This is a genomic window from Pseudoflavitalea sp. G-6-1-2, assembly GCF_012927185.1.
Classification (GTDB): domain Bacteria; phylum Bacteroidota; class Bacteroidia; order Chitinophagales; family Chitinophagaceae; genus Pseudobacter.
Genome location: NZ_JABBGB010000001.1, coordinates 1,255,874 through 1,274,875, shown reverse-complemented (window position 1 = coordinate 1,274,875; position 19,002 = coordinate 1,255,874). Strand labels below are relative to the sequence as shown.

The 19,002-nt window shown below is 45.8% G+C and carries 21 protein-coding genes; 2 read left to right on the top strand and 19 right to left on the bottom strand.

What is annotated here, in order from left to right; all coding sequences use genetic code 11:
- Positions 1-312: 312 nt before the first annotated feature.
- The 15 genes from HHL16_RS05405 to HHL16_RS25190 all read right to left on the bottom strand — a co-directional run bounded on the left by HHL16_RS05405 (position 313) and on the right by HHL16_RS25190 (position 13,880).
- Positions 313-627: an iron-sulfur cluster assembly protein gene (locus tag HHL16_RS05405; protein ID WP_169424111.1), complete on the bottom strand. Its 315-nt coding sequence runs from the start codon at positions 625-627 to the stop codon at positions 313-315.
- A gap of 25 nt (positions 628-652) precedes the next feature.
- Entirely contained in the window at positions 653-1,075 is a 423-nt protein-coding gene (locus HHL16_RS05400) for a SufE family protein (protein ID WP_169424110.1), read from the bottom strand.
- 17 nt (positions 1,076-1,092) lie between these two features.
- The gene (locus HHL16_RS05395) at positions 1,093-2,346 is read right to left on the bottom strand and encodes a SufS family cysteine desulfurase (RefSeq protein WP_169424109.1); all 1,254 of its coding nucleotides are present in this window, start codon (positions 2,344-2,346) and stop codon (positions 1,093-1,095) included.
- Positions 2,347-2,349: 3 nt separating this feature from the next.
- Positions 2,350-3,672, bottom strand: a complete 1,323-nt coding sequence (gene sufD, locus HHL16_RS05390) for a Fe-S cluster assembly protein SufD (RefSeq protein WP_169424108.1) — start codon at positions 3,670-3,672, stop codon at positions 2,350-2,352.
- 57 nt (positions 3,673-3,729) lie between these two features.
- Positions 3,730-4,494: a Fe-S cluster assembly ATPase SufC gene (sufC, locus tag HHL16_RS05385; RefSeq protein ID WP_206022256.1), complete on the bottom strand. Its 765-nt coding sequence runs from the start codon at positions 4,492-4,494 to the stop codon at positions 3,730-3,732.
- A gap of 52 nt (positions 4,495-4,546) precedes the next feature.
- On the bottom strand, positions 4,547-5,992 hold the full coding sequence (gene sufB / locus HHL16_RS05380) for a Fe-S cluster assembly protein SufB (RefSeq protein WP_169424107.1): 1,446 nt from the start codon (positions 5,990-5,992) through the stop codon (positions 4,547-4,549).
- 35 nt (positions 5,993-6,027) lie between these two features.
- Positions 6,028-6,354, bottom strand: a complete 327-nt coding sequence (locus HHL16_RS05375; protein ID WP_169424106.1) for an iron-sulfur cluster assembly accessory protein — start codon at positions 6,352-6,354, stop codon at positions 6,028-6,030.
- A 393-nt stretch (positions 6,355-6,747) separates the two neighbouring features.
- Complete coding sequence (locus HHL16_RS05370) at positions 6,748-7,179, bottom strand: GNAT family N-acetyltransferase (protein WP_169424105.1); 432 nt, start codon at positions 7,177-7,179, stop codon at positions 6,748-6,750.
- 112 nt (positions 7,180-7,291) lie between these two features.
- Positions 7,292-8,152, bottom strand: a complete 861-nt coding sequence (dinD, locus tag HHL16_RS05365) for a DNA damage-inducible protein D (RefSeq protein WP_169424104.1) — start codon at positions 8,150-8,152, stop codon at positions 7,292-7,294.
- A 96-nt stretch (positions 8,153-8,248) separates the two neighbouring features.
- The gene (locus HHL16_RS05360) at positions 8,249-9,097 is read right to left on the bottom strand and encodes an ATP-binding cassette domain-containing protein (RefSeq protein WP_169424103.1); all 849 of its coding nucleotides are present in this window, start codon (positions 9,095-9,097) and stop codon (positions 8,249-8,251) included.
- A 9-nt stretch (positions 9,098-9,106) separates the two neighbouring features.
- Positions 9,107-9,883 (bottom strand): ABC transporter permease subunit, encoded by a 777-nt coding sequence (locus HHL16_RS05355; protein WP_169424102.1) that lies wholly within the window; start codon positions 9,881-9,883, stop codon positions 9,107-9,109.
- Between the two features lie 115 nt (positions 9,884-9,998).
- Entirely contained in the window at positions 9,999-11,795 is a 1,797-nt protein-coding gene (locus tag HHL16_RS05350; protein ID WP_169424101.1) for an OmpA family protein, read from the bottom strand.
- A 20-nt stretch (positions 11,796-11,815) separates the two neighbouring features.
- Positions 11,816-12,922 (bottom strand): hypothetical protein, encoded by a 1,107-nt coding sequence (locus HHL16_RS05345; protein ID WP_169424100.1) that lies wholly within the window; start codon positions 12,920-12,922, stop codon positions 11,816-11,818.
- Positions 12,923-12,945: 23 nt separating this feature from the next.
- Positions 12,946-13,638 carry a hypothetical protein gene (locus HHL16_RS05340; RefSeq protein WP_169424099.1) on the bottom strand — a complete coding sequence of 231 codons (693 nt, stop codon included), beginning with the start codon at positions 13,636-13,638 and terminating at the stop codon, positions 12,946-12,948.
- A 119-nt stretch (positions 13,639-13,757) separates the two neighbouring features.
- Entirely contained in the window at positions 13,758-13,880 is a 123-nt protein-coding gene (locus HHL16_RS25190) for a hypothetical protein (RefSeq protein ID WP_277349342.1), read from the bottom strand.
- A gap of 226 nt (positions 13,881-14,106) precedes the next feature.
- Between HHL16_RS25190 and HHL16_RS05335 the strand changes: the two genes are divergently transcribed.
- Positions 14,107-15,741 (top strand): ATP-binding protein, encoded by a 1,635-nt coding sequence (locus tag HHL16_RS05335; protein ID WP_169424098.1) that lies wholly within the window; start codon positions 14,107-14,109, stop codon positions 15,739-15,741.
- Positions 15,742-15,789: 48 nt separating this feature from the next.
- The gene (locus tag HHL16_RS05330) at positions 15,790-16,068 is read left to right on the top strand and encodes an Ada metal-binding domain-containing protein (protein ID WP_169424097.1); all 279 of its coding nucleotides are present in this window, start codon (positions 15,790-15,792) and stop codon (positions 16,066-16,068) included.
- On the opposite strand, the gene HHL16_RS05325 is transcribed toward HHL16_RS05330, so the two are convergent.
- From HHL16_RS05325 to HHL16_RS05310, 4 genes are all read right to left on the bottom strand, one after another.
- Positions 16,023-16,934 (bottom strand): DNA-3-methyladenine glycosylase 2 family protein, encoded by a 912-nt coding sequence (locus tag HHL16_RS05325; RefSeq protein WP_169424096.1) that lies wholly within the window; start codon positions 16,932-16,934, stop codon positions 16,023-16,025. The two genes, HHL16_RS05330 and HHL16_RS05325, sit on opposite strands and share 46 nt — an antisense overlap.
- 63 nt (positions 16,935-16,997) lie before the next feature.
- Complete coding sequence (locus HHL16_RS05320) at positions 16,998-17,303, bottom strand: hypothetical protein (protein WP_169424095.1); 306 nt, start codon at positions 17,301-17,303, stop codon at positions 16,998-17,000.
- A gap of 442 nt (positions 17,304-17,745) precedes the next feature.
- A complete protein-coding gene (locus HHL16_RS05315) occupies positions 17,746-18,402 on the bottom strand; it encodes a (4Fe-4S)-binding protein (protein ID WP_169424094.1) in 657 nt (218 codons plus the stop codon).
- A gap of 9 nt (positions 18,403-18,411) precedes the next feature.
- The gene (locus tag HHL16_RS05310; protein WP_169424093.1) at positions 18,412-18,984 is read right to left on the bottom strand and encodes a YceI family protein; all 573 of its coding nucleotides are present in this window, start codon (positions 18,982-18,984) and stop codon (positions 18,412-18,414) included.
- Positions 18,985-19,002: the final 18 nt, after the last annotated feature.

Below are 19,002 nucleotides of genomic sequence, written 5' to 3'. Positions count from 1 at the left end.
TTAGCAAGAATAGAAACGCAATAAAGTTTAGCAGTAAGATTGAACAAATAGGAAGCAAGCGCAAGTCAGCACCGGGATTGAAGAGAATGAATGCATATCTGGGAAGATAAAACGAAAGATGGAGGAATGTCCCGGTGCTTCAATTAAAGAATAAAGTTTGTGTTCATATATGGTTGTGTCTCTCAGTATAGAGGTTGTGTTTCGAGGGTCTATCAGTTGATAGGCCCTCTTTGTTTACACAGACTTTATTAAAACAAAAATGACCGGAATACCGGTCATTCAATTTTTTATCAGTAAGTCGAAATGCGTTTCTTACAAAAAGCCCAGCTCCAGCTTCGCTTCTTCGCTCATTCTGTCTTTGGTCCATGCAGGATCAAAAGTCAGCATCACGTTTGCGTCGGTTACTCCTTCCACTTCTCTGATCTTTTCATCAACTTCGCGCACAATCTCACCGGCAACCGGACAAGCAGGCGCAGTGAGTGTCATCGTCAAATTAACGTATCCGCCGTCATTGATTTCTACTCCGTAGATCAATCCGAGCTCTACGATATTCACCGGAATTTCCGGATCGAACACCGTGCGGAGCCTGTTGTAAATTTCTTCTTCTATTTGTTGCTTGTTCAGCATAGTAGTGCAGGTTGAAAAATGAATCTTACTTCTCCTGTGATTGCAGGGCCACTGCATACAGTTTCATTTGTTTGATCATGCTCAGCAGGCCATTGGAGCGGGTTACAGAGAGATGCTCGCGTAATCCGATCTTGTCTACAAAGTACAGTTCAGCGCCGGCGATTTCGGAAGGTGTATGATCGCTCAGTACTCTTACCACCATACTCACCAGCCCTTTGGTGATAATGGCATCGCTGTCTGCCGTGAAGAGCACTTTACCATCTTTGTAATCTGCATGAAGCCATACTCTCGACTGGCAGCCGCGGATGAGGTTATCATCCTGTTTGTATTGTTCACTGATCAGTGGCAGATCTTTCCCCATCTGGATGATGTATTCATACTTTTCCATCCAGTCTGTGAACATTTGAAATTCGTCTATGAGCTCGTCCTGTATTTCGTTGATGGTCATATTCAATTATCCGGAAATTACAACAGCATGGATACTGCGCGTTTAACGCCTTCTACCAGCTGATCCATTTCCTGTTTAGTATTGCAGAATGCAAGGCTGGCCCTTACAGTGCCGGGGATACCAAAGATCTCCATGAGAGGCTGCGTACAGTGGTGACCTGTTCTCACAGCGATTCCCATTTTATCGAGCAGGATGCCGATATCAGAAGGATGGGTTCCGTCGACGAAGAAAGAAACCACACTTGTTTTCTGATCGGCTGTTCCGATGATGCGAAGCCCCGGAATTTCCAGCAGTTTCGCCGTTACGTATTCAAGCAGTTCGTGCTCATACTGAGCAACCACTTCAATACCCAGCCCGTTGAGATAATCGATACCTGCACTGATACAGATGCCGGCTTCAATATTTGGAGTGCCTGCCTCGAATTTGAAGGGCAGTTCGTTATAGGTAGTTTTCTCGAATGTAACGTGTTTGATCATGTCTCCGCCACCCTGATAAGGAGGCATTGCATTCAGCCATTTTTCCTTACCGTAAAGGATGCCACTTCCTGTAGGTCCGTAGAGTTTGTGACCGGAGAATGTGAGGAAGTCTACATCGAGATCCTGCACATCTACTACAATATGCTGAACAGCCTGCGCAGCATCGAGCATTACCGGAATGCCTTTCTCATGCGCCAGAGCAATGATCTCTTTCACCGGATTGATGGTTCCAAGTGAGTTGGAGATCCAGCAGACAGAAACGAGTTTCACGTTCTTGTCTTCTGCCAGCATTTTTTTGTATTCATCCATCTTCAGCTCTCCCTTCTCATTGATGGGGATCACTTTCAGATTGGCTTTACGGTCTTCACACAAAATCTGCCAGGGAACAATATTGGAGTGATGTTCCATGGCCGAGATGATAATGGTATCGCCTTCTTTTACAAACTGTTTGCCATAGCTGTACGCAACCAGGTTGATGCCATCGGTGGTTCCTTTTACGAAAAGGCACTCATAATCGTGTGGGGCATTGATGAACTTTGCTACTTTTTTCCTGCTCACTTCATAAGCTTCCGTAGCACGCTGGCTGAGGAAGTGTACGCCGCGATGGATATTGCTGTTCTCATGCGTGTAATAATGCTCGATGGCCTTGATTACACTGAGCGGCTTCTGAGAAGTAGCCGCATTATCGAGATACACCAAAGGTTTGCCATGCACCATGGTTGAGAGAATCGGAAAATCTTTCCGGATCTTTTCAACGTCGAGTACAGCAGGTGATATAGTTGAAGTAGCGCTCATGATTTAAGCTTTCAGACCTTCTTCGATCAGGTGATTGATATGATCCTGCACTTCTGCAAGGGGGATCTTTTCCGTTACATCAAAAGCAAACGCATGTACGAGAAGAGCACGTGCTTTCTCCTCGCCGATACCGCGGCTCTTGAGGTAGAACAATGCATCGGCATTGAACTGACCAACTGTTGAACCGTGGGAGCATTTTACATCGTCGGCAAAAATTTCCAGTTGTGGTTTAGAATCAACAACGGCTTTTCTGCCAAGCATCAGGTTATTGTTCTGCTGGAAGGCATTTGTTTTCTGCGCGTCTTTGCGAACAAAGATCTTACCGTTGAAAACGCCGGTGGATTCATCTTTCATCACACCTTTATACAATTCGTTGCTCTGGCAATGTGGCTTGCGGTGGTCAACGATGGTATGATTGTCTACCAGCTGATGGCCGCCACTGAGGTACAATCCGTACAGATGGCTTTCCACGTTCTCACCGTCGAGCGCAATGTTGAGGTTATTGCGCAGCAGGCTTGTTCCCGGGAATGATGCCTTGTAGTTATTGTACACACTGTTTTGCTGCTGGTACACTTCTGTATGATGCACATAGCGGTTCTTCTCAGAACCAGCCTGAATATAGTAATGATGCAGATTAGCATTCTCCGCTACAAAGATCTCTGCAACATTGTTAACGAATACATTGGCATTGGCCCCTGCATTCACAAAACTCTCGATGATGCTGCCGTTGGCGCTCACACCAACAACATACAGGCTGCGGGGCTGCAGAAACAGTGGCTCATTGGCCGTATTGATATGCAGTACATGAATAGGCTTTTCAACAATGGCATTGTTCTTTATTTCGATAAAGAGTCCATCGCGGAAGAGCGCAGTGTTCACTGCTGCAAAGTGATTCTTCGCGAGATCGGTATATGTACCGAAGTGTTTTTGAAAGGCAGGTCTGGATGCTGCTTCCAGAATCGGAAGAACAAACACGCCTTCCTGATTAACTGTATCGGAAAGATCTTTTCTGAACACGCCGTTCACCAGTACGATGGTCCATACATCGAGGTGAGGGATGGCTGCGTTTTTGATTACAGACTCAGGCACTTCTACCAGTTCTTCTTCGGTAGCCGTAGCAAAAGATTCTTTCAGAAACGGTGTGAGGTTAACGTATTTCCAGTCTTCCACCTTATTGGAGGGGAAGCCTGCTTTCTTGAAATTTTGAAATCCTTTCTGACGCAAGGCAGTGAGGGCTTCGGGCTCAGCAGTATTGCTGCGCACTTCGAAGTCTGCAATGCACTGGTCGTATAACGAGTTGATGATTTGTGTGGCCGTATTTTCCATTCCGATCATTTAATCGCAGCGTACTGCGAATAGGTTGTTTTCAATTATCACTCCTGATTAGTGGAAGCTTGCAGCTGGTGCAGATTCTTTCAGCCAATCGTACCCTTTTTCTTCGAGTTCCAGTGCCAGTTCTTTAGTACCGGATTTCACAATCTGTCCGTTGTACAGTACGTGAACATAGTCTGGCACGATGTACTCCAGCAGACGCTGATAGTGGGTAATGAGGATAAATGCATTCTTTCCTGAACGGAGTTTGTTCACACCGCGTGAAACAATGCGGAGCGCGTCGATATCCAAACCAGAATCTGTTTCGTCGAGGATAGACAGTTTTGGTTCGAGCATTGCCAGTTGGAAGATCTCGTTTCTTTTCTTCTCACCACCGGAGAACCCTTCGTTGAGGGAGCGGTTAGCGAGTGCTGAATCGAATTCAACCAGTTTTTGTTTTTCCTTCATCATGCGCAGGAATTCCTTTGCTTCGATAGGAGGAAGATTATTGTAAGCCCGCACTTCGTTCATGGCGGTTTTGAGGAAGTTGATGTTGGAAACACCCGGAATTTCTACAGGGTATTGGAAAGCGAGGAAGAGACCTGCTCTTGCACGGTCTTCGGGGCTCATATCCATCAGGTCTTTGCCATCAAAGGTTACCTGACCTCCTGTTACTTCATAATTGTCTTTTCCTGCGAGTACTGAAGCGAGGGTACTTTTGCCTGAACCGTTAGGTCCCATGATGGCGTGTACTTCTCCTGCTTTTACTTCGAGGTCCAGTCCTTTCAGAATCTCCTTGTCATCTACAGAAGCCTTCAGATTTTTTATACTTAACATGATTGCTTTATTGTGTTTTATTATGTCTCTGGGTATATTTTGTTGTGTTGTGTTATCCTACGCTGCCTTCGAGTGAGATGGCGAGAAGCTTCTGTGCTTCCACGGCAAATTCCATGGGGAGCTGATTGAGCACTTCTTTCGCATATCCGTTTACGATGAGCGCTACTGCCTTTTCGGTATCGATGCCACGCTGATTGAGATAGAAGATCTGGTCTTCACCGATCTTGGAGGTGGTAGCCTCGTGCTCGATCATGGAGCTGTTGTTCTTCGATTCGATGTAAGGGAAAGTATGCGCTCCGCACTGATCGCCGATCAGCAACGAATCACACTGGGTGAAGTTGCGGGCATTCTCTGCGCTGTTTCCAATCTGTACCAGTCCGCGGTAACTGTTCTGTCCTTCTCCGGCAGAGATACCTTTTGAAATGATGCGGCTGCGTGTATTCTTTCCGATATGGTACATTTTAGTACCTGTGTCGGCAATTTGTTTGTTCTTGGTGAGTGCTACAGAGTAGAATTCTCCGGTTGAGTTATCACCTTTGAGAATTACACTTGGATATTTCCAGGTGATGCTCGATCCGGTTTCAACCTGCGTCCAGCTGATCTTTGAGTTATCGCCTTTGCAGATACCACGTTTGGTAACGAAGTTGTAGATACCACCTTTACCATCTTTATCACCAGGATACCAGTTCTGAACGGTAGAGTATTTGATCTCTGCATTTTCCATTGCGATCAGTTCCACTACTGCTGCATGCAGTTGATTTTCGTCGCGCATAGGAGCAGTACAACCTTCGAGGTAGCTAACGTAGCTGCCTTCATCGGCTATGATGAGGGTACGCTCGAACTGGCCGGTATTCTGTGCATTGATACGGAAGTATGTGCTCAGTTCCATCGGGCAGCGCACGCCTTTTGGAATGTATACGAATGATCCGTCTGATACTACTGCTGCATTGAGTGCAGAGAAAATGTTATCTGTGTAAGGAACAACGCTTCCCAGGTATTTCTGAACCAGTTCAGGATGCTCGCGAACGGCATCGCTGAAAGAGCAGAAGATCACACCTACTTCTTTCAGTTTTTCTTTGAAGGTGGTGGCTACGGAAACACTGTCGAATACAGCATCCACAGCAACGCCGCTCAGCAATTTCTGTTCGGAGAGCGGGATACCAAGCTTCTCGAAAGTGGCCAGCAGTTCAGGATCTACTTCATCGAGACTATTAAGCTTTACTTGCTTTTTAGGCGCTGCATAATAAGATATAGCCTGGAAGTCGATAGGAGGCAGTTCGAAGTTCTGCCAGGTGGGCATCTCCAGTTTCAGAAAGTGACGGAGCGCTTTGAGACGGTATTCCAGCATCCACTCCGGTTCATTCTTCTTCTGTGAAATGTACCTCACGATGTCTTCGTTCAACCCTACGGGTGCAATTTCCATTTCGATGTCCGTGGTAAAGCCGTACTTGTACTCTTCCGTGGAAACATCTTTTAAAATATCTAAATCTGTGCTCATAATTTTTTCAGGGTGTATGTTATTTCGGGGCTGTATTATACAGCAAAGCTTTCGCCACAGGCGCAGGTTCTCGATGCATTCGGGTTATTGAAGTGAAGACCTTTGCCGTTGAGACCGCCGGAGTAATCCAGTTCGGTACCATACAGATAGAGGAGGCTTTTCATTTCCACTACCAATTTCACGCCTTTGTCTTCAAAAACCTGATCGTTCTCACGCATTTCGTGGTCGAATTTCATTTCATAAGCCAATCCGGAGCAACCTCCGCCTTTCACGCCTACACGTACAAAGCTGTCGCCGGGATGACCTTCCTTTTCCATCAATTGATGGATATATGTTTTAGCATTTTCAGAGATAGTAATCATGTTCTTTTGATTGTGAGTTTAGGACCTGATGTGCATATATAACAATATCGGGAGGGTTTGGTTCCCTTCTGAGGAATTGTCCATAATGCGGTATCTTCCTGATTTACAATAGCAAACAAACATCCCGCCTGAAAAATTTCCGATCTCGCAAATGCCGGAGCGGCCAGGCAGATTTTAGCCCACAAAAGTACACCCAAAATTTGGGGTTTGGAGCGGAAATGCAGAGTTTCTGGCAGTTTGGTCAAATATGGCAGATTTGAACAAATGCAGCCGGAGGCAGGATATAGGATTATTACAGGGAAGAAAGCAGGGTCACTGAAGAAAAATACAATTCAAAAGATTGATTTACAATAAAATGCAATCTTACTTGAGGTAAAATCCGGGGTAAAAGGCCTAGTATGCTTTGGTAAACTTAAAATGGCTTTTTTTGAAGCCGCATGAGACATAGAATTCGTGAGTAGCAGTTCTGGTAGCATTTGAACTGACTTCGACACCACAGCATTCCCGATCCCGCAAACGATTTTCAAGCTCAGAAACAAGTTTGCGGCCAATGCCTTTTCCCCGTTGGCCAGCATCAACAAACATCTCCTGAATTTCAAAGACCATACCGAGATGATGGAGGAGGTTCTGACCATGACAACTGAGATAGCCGATTACTTTCGAATTTTCTTCAGCCACCAGATAAATATGATTTTCCTCTGCTATGTTTTGCAGGTATAGCTGTTTGAAGCGTTCATAGTCGAAGGTGGTTTCTTCGAGATCGCAGATGAAGGTGTAGATTATTTGAACGTCTTCCGGATTTACAGATCGGATGTTGAGTGGCATACGATGAAGATACAAAATTGCAACCTGGGTAGTTTCGGTTGAAGCAAGAATCCCTTTGTAAATAAAAAGAGACACAAGGAGAAAGTCCTTGTGTCTCTTCAGAACAGCAAATTCATTTCTGCCTGCTCTTTTTCTTACCCGCATTCTTTGTGTCTTTGAGAATTTTCTTCTCATCGTTCTCCAGTCTGCGTTTCAGCTTGTTTACATCTTCGTCCGCTGGTAATGCCTCGGGTTTCACTCCACGTTTTTTCAGCATGTCTCTTACCGCTACATTGTTGTCAACATGCTCCTTTGAGATTTGCGACTCCCCCTTCAGGTCTTTTTCTACCACATTATGACTAGTTAGTTCGGTAGCGAAATCTTTGGCCTTGATGGTAAGGGTCGGTAGAAAATCTGCCAACGCTCTGGCAGCCGGTACACCAAGCTTCTTCTTCATTTCGGCAGTGTTGAATCCACCAAAGAGCGCCTGATCACCTTTCGACCTGATGGAAGCAAAACTTTGCTCATTCACTCCGCGTTCATAAATAATCCCCGATAGCTTTTTCTCCGACTTGGAGAGTTTTTCACGGGCCGAAACTCTTGCAACATCGAGAAGCCGCTGTTCAATGATCTCCTGCTTGCGGGTCTGAACGGCGAAATAAGTCTGTGCGAATGCAATCGAAGGTTTGGCAGGATCTCCATTCTGAGCAACCAGATAACAGGCGTAGCGGGTAAGGGCAACATCATCAATTTCCCTTTGCGATCCGCTACCCAGCTCTACCATTTTCGTGATATCACGAAAATGGTTAGAAACCTTTTCCAGTGCGGCCTCACATGATTTTTTGGCTTTGTCAATTGCCCTTGTGAAATTCTCCCAGCGACTGTATCCTAAGATGTCCTGCAGGTCGCGGGCACTCCAGCATTCTACATCCTTGATCACATAACATGCAGCTTCAAATTTCCCTAATAGCTCTGTAATTAATTCTTTTTTCATAGTGTAAGATTTAATGTAATTACTACCAGAAACTTAACTGCACGTATATACGAAAAATAGAGTCGCCTTGGTTTTATCCGTTCTGATTGCATATTACTAAGATGCCAGCATCACCTCCTTGATCTCTTTTACGCATTCCAGATGGTCGCCTGTAAAGCTCTCGTTCCATGCCAGCCCCATTGACTTCAGATCGTAATGCTTGAGTATGGTTCCTGCTGTGCCTGATACCCCTTCAGCATCTTTCGGGTATCCCAGTACGTAAATGCTGTCTGCCAGCTCTACTGCAAGTTCTATATCGTGTGTACTGAATATGATCGTATGGAGCTCATGGCTCGCATTGATCCACTGGAAAGCTTTCTTCACACTTTGAATATTCCCTATATCGAGCCCGGAGAAAGGCTCATCGAGCACCATGTAATAGCCTGAGCTAAGCAGTTGCTCCAATATTGCTGTACGCTGACGTTGCCCGCCGGAAAGGAATACCGGATATTGATCCCTGCACTGAGTAAGTCCCCAGTCGCTGAGATGCTGCAATATTTTTTCTTTCTTCTCGATATCCGTGAGTCCGGATCTGCGCATTGCAAAGAACAGCGACTGCCAAACCGTTTTATGTCTGAACAGCGTGTATTTCTGATCTACAAAACCAACATCTCCTTCAGAAACTTTTTTCGCCGGCTGAATACCGTTAGCAACCGGCTTTTCCAGATCAGGAATCAAAACCTGCCCGGTGGTTGGTTTTTCGAGCCCGGTCAACGTTCGGAAAAGAGTCGACTTCCCCCGGCCCGATCTTCCCAGCACAGCAATGATCTGTCCCTGCTGCATACCCGGACGTACCGTATCACGTTCAGTAAAATTTATATCCTGAATAATTGTTTTTCCGTTGTATGCCACGCTCAGGTTCTCAACCTGGAGGATCGTTTGTTTTTGTTCGTATGTTTTGCTCATGATAGTAGATTAGAAAGTTGAATACCTGAAACATCTTTTACGGATAATGCGCAGTGCCCAATCGAGCAGCAGACCCACAAGCAGTATCACCAGTTGCAGTGCCACAATTCGGCCATGATTCATGAATTTGTCGCTGTTCTTGATCAGCACACCCAGCCCACCAGCCGCTACCAGAATAGATTCTACTGTTACGAGCATCATCCATGTAATAGCCAGGTTTTGACGAAGTACATCGATCACATAATCAAATCTTCCCTTGATCACCACTTCGAATAACACTTCCCATCGGCTGCATTTCAGCGAACGTGCATGATCGATCTCTTCAGCAGGGATATCTTTCAATACTGCCAGCAACGACGTGATGAAGTACAAACTCATAAAGATGAAAAGCACTCCCACCTGCATAGTCCGGGCATTGCTCACCAGTATTGCGAGGTAAAAGGTGATACCAGTCAGCGGCAGGTACCGAAGCCGGCTCATTGCCAAAGCCAGTGGCCGCAATGCGGGAAGTGGAGACAGATACACCAGCACCAGCGAAACAAACACCGATAACAGTGTGGCCTGCAGACAGAGGGACAATGAGCTCCCAACATGCACAATCAATCCTTCATTGTACAAACTTTTGAACCCATCCCATACCTGACCAGGTGTGGGAAATAAATGTGTGCTTCCTGAAGAAGCAATGAACCAGTATCCTGTCAGCAGTGCGATCCAGCAAATGCCGATGACCATTCGCTGTTGCGGAGATATTTTTTCAAACGGTTTGATCCAGTTGGCAATTTTCATTTTTGTTTGGTTTAGTTGGAACGAGAGAAGGTGCGGAAGCACAGTGATTACGCATGGCCATCTTTACTGGCTTCCGCAGGAACTATCCTTAATCCCCTTCCCTGAGTTGATACAATTATTTGAGGATGGTGATCACTACGCGTCTGTTCTGCGCTTTACCAGAAGCAGTGTTATTATCTGCAATCGGCTCATCCTGCCCTTTACCATCAGTTTTCTGAAACCTGCTTACAGGTATGCCTCTCTTCACCAGATAGTTCTTCACAGATTCGGCGCGGGCAGATGAAAGCGCATAGTTGCTTTCCTGTGTACCGCTATTGTCTGTGTGGCCTACGAGTTCGAGTTTCGAATCTTCGGCCTGGATAAGCAAATTGTAGATCTGCTCAAGCACATCGGCAGCTTCCGGCCTTACCGTAGCACGACTTACATCGAAATTGATCCTCCATTCACCAGACGCTACTACATTGGTTGCTTTCTGCGAATAGTCCGTTGTGTAGCTGTCTCCTGCATCGATGTCTTTGATGTCTTTCAGATAAGCGACACTCACGGCTTCTTCAAATGGCACAATGCGTTTCACATTCTGATTGAAGCCGGCAGGGTTCAACTCTTTCAGGTATTTCGATACTTGATCATACACTGCTTTGTAACGATTGGTTCCATCAGAGATGCCATAGTACTGGTTTGCATCGGCAAGGTTGAAAACCCTTGATCCACCCATATTGTAGCTCACGCCATTCTTTTCACCTTTCTGCCCTTTGAACATATTGTACCAGTAGTCCGGTGTTTCGATGCCGAAGGTTTTTGCAGTTGTTTCAGAGGCTTTCTTTCTCCAGCTGTCGTATTGCTTCATCTGGTTGCTGGCGGTGTAAGAAGAACGAAGGATCTTTCCAATCAGCTCTTTGTTGTTCTCCGCCCACTGGCGCAGAAAGATGAGTGTTGTGGCCATCTGATTATTGAACTCTCTGGTAGAAACCACGTCTGTAAAACCTGCCAGCTTGTCGAACACCATTTTATCGCCGGGCGTCCAGGTGGCACAGCCATCTACTTTTTTGTTGATGGTTTTGCCGGTGAGCTTTCCGTCTTTCACTTCTTTGAGCGGAATGGTCCAGCCTTCTTGTTGAGACTTGATGAGTTCCTTTGCAGACTCGATGTAATCATCATTGGCAGAAGCCAGGAAGTTCACTGCATCGGCATCGTAAGTGCTGGGATCGGGGTTCACTTTGAGTCCGTTTGCGAATGCGTAGTTCACAGCAGTTACCCAGTCGCCATCACCAATCACGGCTGACACCAGCGCACCTTTCATCGATTGCGGATTCATTTTCCAGCTGGGTGGTCCGATGAGCTTATCTTCTCCATAACTCAGACCAATAGCGCCGATTGCCTGCAACTGGTATTTTCCTTTTCCGTATTTATCATCGAGTGCCTGTTGCGCTGCGCTGATGTAGAATGGAACGCCATCACCCATTATCATGATAGCAGCTGCACCCTCTGCAGGAAAGCTGTTTCCTTTATCGAATTCATCCACGAACTTCATTTGCAGATTACGTAGCTCGGAGAGCCAGTCCTGACGGATGATCTCCAGCTTTACGCCATTCTGCTCCATCAACGAGCCTTTCGAAGTTTTTGCACCACCATTGGCTACAATTATTCCCGACTGCGCATTCCACGCATAACCCGCAATGCGCACTGTTGATTTGCCCGTAACATTGCCGGGCTGATCGATCTGCGGCAAAGGCAATTCTGCGGACGAAGAAAGATTGTTCACATCCTGATCGTTGAGTGCCAGCTTATCCAGCTTCTTCGATTCATCTACACGCAGACCGGGTGATAGAAAATACACAGCACTGCCCACACCGCCCGCAATCAGCAATACAATCAGTGATTTTGAAAAAAAAGTGAGATTAGACCATTTCATAATTGATAATTTTTAGGGGGTTAGTTGAAGATGTCTCCGAATCCTTTGCTTTCGAGCTTGTCGTTTGCATCGAGTTTGTAATTCGGGTTTGAGTATTTCTTTGATTCCGGAATATTGTAGTTGTCTGTCTTAATCTGATCGGCCAGTTTGTCGAGACGCGTGTACAGTTCGTCACTGTCGAATGCATACTGACTGGTGAGCGTATCGAGATCGAGCAGATTTTCCTGTGTGGTGGCAAGATCAAGTGCGATGGTATTGGTAACAACATCCAGCGCATAATCCAACTCCCATCCTTTGGTGAAGCCCATAGCAGACTTTGCCTGTTCTGTAGCTTCGCGGGCTGCGGTAGCGAATGCGTATTCTTTTTTCAGCATATCGATACTTACATCGAAGTCCATGATCTTAATTTCCATGGCAGTATCTACCATGTTAAGCTTTCTGTCGAGCTTGCCTATCACGTGCGCACGGCTTCCGTATTTTCTCACGAGACCCGTACTCTGATTGAGCATATGACTTACACGCTGTGCTTCGCTGAGTGTTTTCATCAGGCCTGTTTGCAGCTCTACGTAATCGTCCGATTCGCGGGCTTGTGCAGCTCCAATCCTTTGTTCCAGCTCAGTCATTTTCGATTTGGTGCCTTCGGCTCTGGCCTGCAGCGTAACTACTTTCTCCTGATATTCTTTCGCTTCCTTCTCAGCCTTCACCGATTCGCTTTCCATATTTGACTTGATGGCTTTGATCTTCGCCTTCGCTTCTTTGAAGTGTTGTCGGTTCTGCATCATCTTCATCTTCTGATCTTCGAGTTCTGCGAATGGATCGTGTTTGATAAGCGCTTTGTGCATGCTTCGTGAAAATCTCTTCAGCCCCTTCACAATCACAGGCAGCATAATGAAGAAAGCGATCACGAGTACCGCGGCGCTGATAGCTCCAAGCGCTTGTCCTACCCAGGTGAATACAATGGGAAGAATAAACCTGTACAAGCCCCATGCGATGGTACCCAGCAGCACGAGGCCGATGATCGTTGCAATTCCTTTTTCGCCCTTTCGCCAGTTCTTCGGATTGAGCGAGATCTGATTTTGTTCAAAGTGCTTGAAGATGGGCAACTCCATCACTTTGTTTTGTTCCATTGACATAGTTTGGTTGGTTTATGTTATTCTTTGATGAATTGCTGAATGCCGTTCTTAATGGCAGCCAGTTTATCGATACTGGCTTTTTTAGCCAGGTCGTTCGCCTGTAGCTTTTCACGGATAGCATTTTCCTGCGGCTGGCTCTGCTGCTGAATTGTAGCAAGCACATTTTGTTTCTCTCTGATCAGCGATTCGAGCTGCTGCAACTCTGCTTTGAGTTGATTGATCCGTTGCGCTGCATTGTCTGCCTCCTGCTGAAGCGATCGCTGTTCTGCATTCCGCTGATCGGCGAGCGACTGCAACTTTTGCTGCCCCTGCGATACATACTGGCCGTGCACTTCATTGATTTTGCTGATGTAGAACTCCGCATCCTGCAACAGCTTTCTTGTGGTAAGGCTTTTATCGAATGCCTTCGCCATTTCAAAAGCCATCTGATAGGCCTGAGGCGAATGCGCACCGCCGGCAGATACAGCTTTGTAGAATTCATAGAAATCATAGCCCGGCATATTGATGCTGTCGAGACCACTTTCGTATGTTTCGATCACTTCATCCACCACAGTCTTTGGGACATTAGCAGGCGGAAGCGTATCGGATTTATTTTTCGGCTGTTCCGTAACGTTAGTTTCTGTTACAGGGAAAGAGAAGCCCGGTGGTTCTTCTTTGGCAGAAGATTCCCCGTCTGTTTTTACAAACAGACTTTTCCAGTTTTTAAGCATAAATGATCTGGTATTTAGAGTGAAAAAGATCAGGTGAAGGCATACGGATGCCGGTACCAATCAAAGCTGGCTGCTTTGCGATATGTAGAAACAATAAATAGCGGGGATCTTAAAAGATGCTATAAGCGTTTGCAGTACATCGGTGAAGCAAATCCTTCTGAAAGAGCAGGAGCCGCGGAGGAAACAGTGCTGTAGAGCGCTGTTGATTGTTCCATTCTTTCAGTGATAGTAAAGCGTTTCATAATCGAATTGTATGTAACATCAGACGCAGGTGCATTTCAAATATTACAACGAATTCTTAAAATATTTACAGCAGTAATAAAACACCGCAGATTATGAAGGTTTCCTTATGCTCATCATAATCAGTATCAACGAGTTCCGAAGGCCTTAATAATACGTAAATACATTCATTCAAATTGCATGTTTTCCATGAATACATTACCTTCATTCGCCAATGCCAACCTATAGATGAGCCGCCCTGAAAGACAACAGAAGCCCGGAAAAGTATCGGGTCTCGCAATTGTAAACGCCTACACCGCTATTGCGGTAATGTATTGCGGCGTTTTCAGCTTGCTGTATTACTTTGTTGTAGGCAATCACTTTCTGGGCATACTGCACGCGTTGGCTTTCGGCAGTGTGCTGTTCAATTATTTCTTTCTTAGGAAAACACGGAATTACGAACGTGTTGATATTATTCTCACAATCGGAACGGTGGTAGTTGTTTGCATGTTCGCCAGTGGCGGGTGGGACAAAACAGGTTTCCTCTGGCCATTCGCCTTCATGCCATTTGTATTTTATCTGGCGGAAACAGGTAAAGGTGTGTATTGGATTCTCGCGCTCGTAGGAGGATGCGCTATTGCTGCCGTTCTTCAGATAACGGGTATCATTCCTCAACCCTGGTCGGGCATCGCACTCCTCAATTTCTTTGCCTGCCTCATGGTATTCATGGCCTGCAATTATTTCATCAAACAGAAATCGCTTAACTATAAACAGATGCTCGACTACACGCATAGCCTGCTGGAGTCGAGCATCGATCCTTTCTTCACTATTGGCATCGATGGGAATATCAAAGATGTAAATAAAGCAACTGAAGAAATCTCCGGTAAAACTTTCGACGAATTAGCAGGCAGTTCATTCGCCAGCCAGTTTGCTGAGCCCGCGCAGGCAAACGCTTTCTGCGAGCAGGTGTTCAGAGAAGGTAAAGCACTGAACTATCCGCTTACACTTATTCAGCCGGGTACAGGTCCCATCGAGCTGCTCTTCAACGCAGCACTCTATCGCGACGATAAGGGCAGGCTCAGTAATATTTTCGCAGTAGGCAGAGACATCACAGAACGCAGGCAGCTGGAAATGCAGCTCCGCAAGTTCAACGAAAAACTAGAAGACAAAGTAAAACTGAGAACACAGCAGCTCACCGCAAAAGCAAAGGAAATTGAGCAGATCACATACTTCGCTTCGCACGACTTACAGGAACCCCTCAATACCACCACCGGCTTTATTGAATTGCTGAAACTGAAATTCAAAACCCAGACAGATAAAGACACCGAAAAGTTCTTCGGCTATGTTACCCGCGCCAACGAACGAATGAAAACGCTCGTGAGAGAACTGCTGGAATATTCCCGCCTGGGCAGCAAGAAAGAATTTAAGGAGGTGGACTGCAATGCTGTTGTCGATGATGTGCTCGCTGATCTCGGAGCAATCATCAGCAAACACCAGGCGGTGATTAACAAGCAGCAACTTCCCGTACTCACAGGATATCCGCTCGAACTGAAGCTGCTTTTCCAGAACCTGCTCGTTAATGCCATCAAGTTCAAAAAGCCGGAAGAAGCGCCCGTGATCTCCATTTCAGCCATCAAAGACACGAGGCAGTGGATCTTTTCAATCGAAGACAATGGCATTGGCATAGAACCCGCCCATCTCGAAAAGATCTTTCTGCTTTTCAGAAGACTTCATAATCAAAGTGCTTACGAAGGCAGCGGAATCGGACTGGCGCACTGCCGCAAAATTGTTGAGTTGCACGGAGGCTCTATCTGGGCAAGCTCCGAACCAGGAAAAGGAAGCAGTTTCAGATTCTCCATCCCCTTTGTATTGCCGGAATATTAATTGTACTTCCCTATAAAGTTTTGCCTGATGAGCGAATACCTTTGCAGTATGATTGCACATCTTACTTTAGGTAATACAAATTTCGAACGAAGCCGACAGCTGAAAAAGCTCATCGATGAAGGAAAAATTCGTTTGGGAGGAAATAAAAATCTGAAGATCTACGGAACCCTGCAATGCAAAAGCGGCATGAAGATGAAAACAGCCAACAGGGTTTTCTTTCAATCCGAAAAAGAAGCGACCGAAGCAGGATACCGCCCCTGCGGGCATTGCATGCGCCAGGGCTACTTAGTCTGGAAAACCGGAGGCGCCAGACTTCGCCATAAATAAAATACCAGATACGCTTCCCATCCTTTATACTTTTTGAAAAAACGCTCTATTTTTTCAGTCTCGTTTCTTTCCTTAATTATTTCATGTGTTTCCAATGCTTTGAGCAAACCTACATCTCCGTAAGGAATGGCATTGGGTACACGCATGGTTTTCATCAGCACATAATTGGCCGTCCATACACCGATGCCTTTGTGAGCAATCAGCGCCTGCTGCATAGCATTGAAATCTTTCAGCGCAGCCAGCATTTCGTAACTCAGTTTCTTTTCAGCAAATGCCTGCGCAATGCCGATCAGGTATTTGGCTTTACTTTGCGAGTACTGCAACGGACGAAGATCTTCCACCGAAAGCGAGCGCAGTTTTTCGGGAGACGGGAAAAGATGATACGTGTGATCTTCATAAGTAAGCGCTGTCCCGAAAGCCTCTACCAGCCGTCGTTTCAGCTTGTAAGCAAATGTAAGATTGATCTGCTGCCCGATGATGCTCCAGCAAAGCGCTTCAAAAAGATCTGTGATGCTGATCAACCGAAGCCCCTCGAAATCTTTCGGCATGTATTGCAGTTTTTTGTCGCGCTGCAACAACGCATAAAAGGGAGAGAGATCTTTGTTCATATCGAACCAATCCATAATGTGGTTGCGAAGCAAAGGAAGCTGATGGTCCGATACCGATCCGTGCAGCAGATGTACTGCCAATGAATTACCGGCATCGCTGATGCGGAACAGAATGGGTTTTCCATCCAGCAATATAAATCTGGTGAGTTGTTGATCGTGGATGCGGAAGAGGCAATCATCATATCCTCTGTCGAGAAACCAGAGGCATTCGCGGAAACTGAAGAGGGCAGGTTTCTCGATTGTCATCAATTCCTTCATGCTGCAAATGTACGGTGCGGCGGAGATGGCCATCACCGGATTCTTGCGAAAATGGTCAATTAACTACACCACCCTGAACTGAACTCTTGCGGTAACATTTGAGTCGGCCCCCGGAGAGAAGAAGAGCTCATCGAAGCTGACAGCCTGATTGATGCCTTCGGCCTTCAGCATCATATGCACCCTGCTTTCTATTTTCTCTCTGTTATATTTTAAGGTGTTTCTGAATAGTTCAAGGTCGCCACAATCGAACTGTAATACAATGAGGTCCCCACGGGTTGAGTTGTTTTCAGCAGATTCCTCTTTTTTGTAACGTGCACATTGATCCATGTATTCAGAGAGTACGTCGGAAATCGCCTTGGCTACGGTCATATTAGATTATTTGCTCAATCGAAAATAGCATGTTTTCAGCTGAATTCAGGCAATTTCTCTGTAGAACTTTACGCAAAAAAGGGTGAAAACACGGTGCCGTTACCGGGAGAATCACCCTTTTTGATGGTACCTGCTCTTATTAATTTGCATCAACCTAATCCCTGGATCATATGACAGCCCACAGGCCCCTGAAATTGATATTGAATAAGTTTTATCATCGCGTTCTTCCTTGCAATAACCTGATCGGGGGCCTACAAGCAGGTGACAGTAGTTCCGAAAACCACCATTCACCATTTCCATTTAATAAGACGGCGGCAAACCATCAAAGCTCACGGGCTATCTACTAAAACGGGCTCTCAGTGAAAGAGCGGGTCATCATTTACTGATGCCCGCTCTTTTCATTTAACTGTAGGGGACGGATCAACTGATATGTATAAAGAAGCTATTGCTGCGCTTCTTCGTCTTTGTTGTTGAAATAAGAGAGCGCTCCCGTTGGACAACGGTTCACCTGATTGATGATGGTCTCCGAATCTGCTCCGGTCATGTTTATCCACGGCCTTTCCTGCAAATTGAACACCGATGGCAACTGCGTTACACATCTTCCGGCATGTTTACAGAATTCAGGTTTCCACACCACGGTTACTTCTCCATTGGTATAGCGGATCTTCTTCTCGGTGTCTTCTTCCTTCATCACATAATTGCGCACTTTCACTGATCCTTCGAGGATCTTTGAAACCGGACAAGCTGCTGCTATTTCACGCAATCTGTCTTTTTGTTCCAGGGTAAGTTCGCCTTCAAATACAATGTCCCTGTCGAAAGTGGTGATCGTTTCTTCTTCCTTCTTCGTCTGGAACATATTTACATTTACCGTGATGCGCGGAACATCCAAGCCCTTGCGCTCTATGTACATGCGAAGTGTAACCAGGGTACAGCTTGCAAGCGATGAAAGCAGCAGAGTATATGGGTCAGGACCTGAATCCTTTCCTCCCGACTTCACCGGTTCGTCCGAGATAAAGCTGCCGTTCCTCCAATCGATGGCAACCTTGTATTTTTCTGTTCCGATACTTCCATGAACGGGCTTCTCCAATTTGTACTGCATATATGGTTTTTAAGGTTGCATGAACTCTCCATCTGCTTTGATAGTTACATTGTCGCTGATCATTACAGAAGGAAATTTATTGCCAATGCCGAAGTCGGATCTTCTGATTACTCCTACTACCTGAAAGCCCGCTACTTTTTTCTTGCTTTGCGGATTGGTAGTGGTGCCACGATACGTCATCGCCATGGTAACAGGTTTTTCTACACCATGCAATGTAAGATATCCGGTGAGTCTGTAACGATTACCCTTACCGATTTTTGTAATTCCAGTACTCTTGAAACTCATTGCCGGATATTTCTCTGCATCGAAGAAATCTGCAGTTTTCAGGTGATTGTCGCGCATTTCAACTCCGGTATTGATCGATCCTATTTCTGCAGTGAGCTCCACTTTGGCATCACTGAAATCTGGTTTGGTGGCATCGATGGTTGCATCAAATTTATTGAAGCTTCCGGTTATATCGGATATGCTCATGTGCACAACAGAAAAGCCTAATCTTGAATGCGCAGCATCAGATTTCCAGCTTTGTGCAAAGCCTGCGGATACAAACAACGTGAGCAGAATGGAAAGCATGTGTTTTTTCATAAAGCTATTTTTCTGGTT

Excerpts from the sequence above, each read along its gene's own strand:
- HHL16_RS05405 (WP_169424111.1), bottom strand. The coding sequence starts at position 627 with ATGCTGAACAAGCAACAAATAGAAGAAGAAATTTACAACAGGCTCCGC.
- HHL16_RS05400 (WP_169424110.1), bottom strand. The coding sequence starts at position 1,075 with ATGACCATCAACGAAATACAGGACGAGCTCATAGACGAATTTCAAATG.
- HHL16_RS05395 (WP_169424109.1), bottom strand. The coding sequence starts at position 2,346 with ATGAGCGCTACTTCAACTATATCACCTGCTGTACTCGACGTTGAAAAG.
- sufD (WP_169424108.1), bottom strand. The coding sequence starts at position 3,672 with ATGGAAAATACGGCCACACAAATCATCAACTCGTTATACGACCAGTGC.
- sufC (WP_206022256.1), bottom strand. The coding sequence starts at position 4,494 with ATGTTAAGTATAAAAAATCTGAAGGCTTCTGTAGATGACAAGGAGATT.
- sufB (WP_169424107.1), bottom strand. The coding sequence starts at position 5,992 with ATGAGCACAGATTTAGATATTTTAAAAGATGTTTCCACGGAAGAGTAC.
- HHL16_RS05375 (WP_169424106.1), bottom strand. The coding sequence starts at position 6,354 with ATGATTACTATCTCTGAAAATGCTAAAACATATATCCATCAATTGATG.
- HHL16_RS05370 (WP_169424105.1), bottom strand. The coding sequence starts at position 7,179 with ATGCCACTCAACATCCGATCTGTAAATCCGGAAGACGTTCAAATAATC.
- dinD (WP_169424104.1), bottom strand. The coding sequence starts at position 8,152 with ATGAAAAAAGAATTAATTACAGAGCTATTAGGGAAATTTGAAGCTGCA.
- HHL16_RS05360 (WP_169424103.1), bottom strand. The coding sequence starts at position 9,097 with ATGAGCAAAACATACGAACAAAAACAAACGATCCTCCAGGTTGAGAAC.
- HHL16_RS05355 (WP_169424102.1), bottom strand. The coding sequence starts at position 9,883 with ATGAAAATTGCCAACTGGATCAAACCGTTTGAAAAAATATCTCCGCAA.
- HHL16_RS05350 (WP_169424101.1), bottom strand. The coding sequence starts at position 11,795 with ATGAAATGGTCTAATCTCACTTTTTTTTCAAAATCACTGATTGTATTG.
- HHL16_RS05345 (WP_169424100.1), bottom strand. The coding sequence starts at position 12,922 with ATGGAACAAAACAAAGTGATGGAGTTGCCCATCTTCAAGCACTTTGAA.
- HHL16_RS05340 (WP_169424099.1), bottom strand. The coding sequence starts at position 13,638 with ATGCTTAAAAACTGGAAAAGTCTGTTTGTAAAAACAGACGGGGAATCT.
- HHL16_RS25190 (WP_277349342.1), bottom strand. The coding sequence starts at position 13,880 with ATGAAACGCTTTACTATCACTGAAAGAATGGAACAATCAACAGCGCTC.
- HHL16_RS05335 (WP_169424098.1), top strand. The coding sequence starts at position 14,107 with ATGAGCCGCCCTGAAAGACAACAGAAGCCCGGAAAAGTATCGGGTCTC.
- HHL16_RS05330 (WP_169424097.1), top strand. The coding sequence starts at position 15,790 with ATGATTGCACATCTTACTTTAGGTAATACAAATTTCGAACGAAGCCGA.
- HHL16_RS05325 (WP_169424096.1), bottom strand. The coding sequence starts at position 16,934 with ATGAAGGAATTGATGACAATCGAGAAACCTGCCCTCTTCAGTTTCCGC.
- HHL16_RS05320 (WP_169424095.1), bottom strand. The coding sequence starts at position 17,303 with ATGACCGTAGCCAAGGCGATTTCCGACGTACTCTCTGAATACATGGAT.
- HHL16_RS05315 (WP_169424094.1), bottom strand. The coding sequence starts at position 18,402 with ATGCAGTACAAATTGGAGAAGCCCGTTCATGGAAGTATCGGAACAGAA.
- HHL16_RS05310 (WP_169424093.1), bottom strand. The coding sequence starts at position 18,984 with ATGAAAAAACACATGCTTTCCATTCTGCTCACGTTGTTTGTATCCGCA.